This window comes from Shewanella sp. 6_MG-2023 (assembly GCF_030547195.1).
Lineage (GTDB): Bacteria > Pseudomonadota > Gammaproteobacteria > Enterobacterales > Shewanellaceae > Shewanella.
In genome coordinates, this window is the sequence record NZ_JAUOQU010000063.1 from 1 (window position 1) to 3,214 (window position 3,214).

A 3,214-nucleotide genomic window follows, 5' to 3' on the forward strand; every position below is an offset into this window, starting at 1 on the left:
CTGGCACTGGCACTGGCACTGGCACTGGCACTGGCACTGGCACTGGCACTGGCACTGGCACGAATGAAACCCCAATAGAAATAGCAAGTCAACAATCAGCACCACAATTAAAAGAAGATAATGCAGTGAATACTGCGAGTGGCGTAATGCAAGCTACAGGCACTGATGCTAACCAAGTGTTGTGGAGTACAGACAATGCTCAAGGTAAATATGGTGAGTTAACGTTAAACCAGTTAACTGGCGAATGGCATTACCAACTTGATAATAATAACCAGCAAACAAATGCATTATCTGAAGGGACTCATCAAACAGAACAATTTGTCATTTCGGCAACGGACAGCCAAGGCAATAAAGTGAGCTCGGTCATTGCTGTAGAGGTTGAAGGTAGTAACGATTTACCGCAAATTTCAGGTATACATCATGCTAGTCTCAATGAGTTAGGTTCAATTGATACCGTTTCAGGCAACCTCATAGCTACCGACCCAGATAATGGCGATAGCATCACTTGGTCGGCCTCAAATGGAATAGGTCAATTTGGCCAGCTCGTCATTGATTCAAAATCTGGAGAATGGCAATACGTTCTAGATAATCATTCAGCAACGACTTTAGCCCTACATCAGGGAGAAGTAGCAGTTGAAACTTTCACAGTCACAGCAACTGATAGCTCAGGCACCCCAGTATCCAAACAAGTTACCATTAGTATTAACGGTAGCAATGAAACCGCTCAAATTGGTGGCGTTTCATCGGCTAATCTAACCGAAGATAAAGACGTCCATCAAGGACAACTGCATGTCGATGGCGCCCTCACCGTAACCGATGTAGATTCAGGACAAAACCAATTCCAGGCCACAGTGCAACAAGGTCAATTTGGTACTCTGAGTATCAATAGTTTAGGCCATTGGACTTACACCGCTGATAACTCGCAGCCGACTATTCAAGGCCTGAAAACAGGCGAATCATTAACGGATACTCTCATAGCTCATTCAGTCGATGGCACTGAGCAGAAAGTCACTGTCACCATTAATGGCACTGATGATAAAGCCGTGGTTGCAGGAACAAGTACCGCACAGTTAACCGAAGATAAAGATGTTCACGGTGGACAACTCCGCGTTGACGGGACGTTAACCGTAACAGATGTAGACAACAATCAAGCGCAGTTCACCGCTGAAAGCCTACAAGGTCAGTTTGGTACTCTATCAATCAATGAATTAGGTCACTGGACTTACACCGCTGATAACAGTCAAAATGCTATTCAAAGTCTGAAAACGGGTGAGTCACTTACCGATACAGTATTAGTTCACTCGGTTGACGGCACTGAACAAAAAATCACTGTCACCATTAACGGCACAGATGATAAAGCGGTGATTGCGGGTATCTCAACCGCCAGCTTAACTGAAGATAAAGACGTTCACGGTGGGCAACTTCGCGTTGACGGCGCCCTCACTGTTACTGATGTGGATAATGGTCAAAATCAATTTCAAGCCACCTCACTACAAGGTCAATTTGGCACTCTATCAATCAATGAATTAGGTCACTGGACCTACACAGCTGACAATTCTCAGACAGCGATTCAAGGCCTTAAAACAGGTGAGTCAGTTACTGACACCTTAATCGTTCACAGTGTTGATGGCACTGAACAAAAAATCACTGTGACCATTAACGGTACTGATGATAAAGCCGTTATTGGTGGTACAAGTACCGCACAATTAACCGAAGATAAAGACGTGCATGGTGGACAACTCCGCGTCGATGGCGCCCTCACTGTTACTGATGTGGATAACGGTCAAAATCAATTTCAAGCCACCTCATTACAAGGTCAGTTTGGTACTCTATCAATCAATGAATTAGGTCACTGGACCTACACAGCTGACAATTCTCAGACAGCGATTCAAGGTTTAAAAACCGGTGAGTCACTTACCGATACAGTATTAGTTCACTCGGTTGACGGCACTGAGCAAAAAATCACTGTCACCATCAATGGCACGGATGATAAAGCGGTGATTGCGGGTACCTCAACCGCCAGTTTAACTGAAGATAAAGGCGTGCATAGTGGGCAGCTTCGCGTCGACGGCGCCCTCACTGTTACTGATGTGGATAACGGTCAAAATCAATTCCAAGCCACCTCACTACAAGGTCAGTTTGGTACTCTATCAATCAATGAATTAGGTCACTGGACCTACACCGCTGATAATTCTCAGACAGCGATTCAAGGCCTTAAAACAGGTGAGTCAGTTACCGATACAGTGTTAGTTCACTCGGTTGACGGCACTGAGCAAAAAATCACTGTGACCATCAATGGCACGGATGATAAAGCGGTGATTGCGGGTACTTCAACAGCACAGCTAACTGAAGATAAAGACGTTCACGGTGGACAACTCCGCGTTGACGGGACGTTAATCGTAACAGATGTAGACAACAATCAAGCGCAGTTCACCGCTGAAAGCCTACAAGGTCAATTTGGCACTCTATCAATCAATGAATTAGGTCACTGGACTTACACCGCTGATAACTCACAAACAGCCATTCAAGGTTTAAAAACCGGTGAGTCAGTTACCGATACAGTATTAGTTCACTCGGTTGACGGCACTGAACAAAAGATCACTGTCACCATCAATGGCACGGATGATAAAGCGGTGATTGCGGGTACTTCAACAGCACAGCTAACTGAAGATAAAGACGTTCACGGTGGACAACTCCGCGTTGACGGGACGTTAACCGTAACAGATGCAGACAACAATCAAGCGCAGTTCACCGCTGAAAGCCTACAAGGTCAGTTTGGTACTCTATCAATCAATGAGTTAGGTCACTGGACTTACACCGCTGATAACTCACAAACAGCCATTCAAGGTTTAAAAACCGGTGAGTCAGTTACCGATACAGTGTTAGTTCATAGCGTTGATGGCACTGAACAAAAAATCACTGTCACCATCAATGGCACGGATGATAAAGCGGTGATTGCGGGTATCTCAACCGCCAGCTTAACTGAAGATAAAGACGTGCATGGTGGGCAACTCCGCGTCGATGGTGCACTCACTGTTACTGATGTTGATGCGGGACAAAATCAATTCCAAGCCACCTCACTACAAGGTCAGTTTGGTACTCTATCAATCAATGAGTTAGGTCACTGGACCTACACCGCTGATAATTCTCAGACAGCGATTCAAGGCCTTAAAACAGGTGAGTCAGTTACTGATACAGTGTTAATTCATAGCGT

At 45.2% G+C, this 3,214-nt stretch carries 1 protein-coding gene; it reads left to right on the top strand.

From position 1 onward, the window contains the following. Nucleotides 1-3,214, top strand: a 3,214-nt coding sequence (locus tag Q4533_RS19505) for a VCBS domain-containing protein (RefSeq protein ID WP_303503895.1), incomplete at both ends; no start/stop codon positions are given.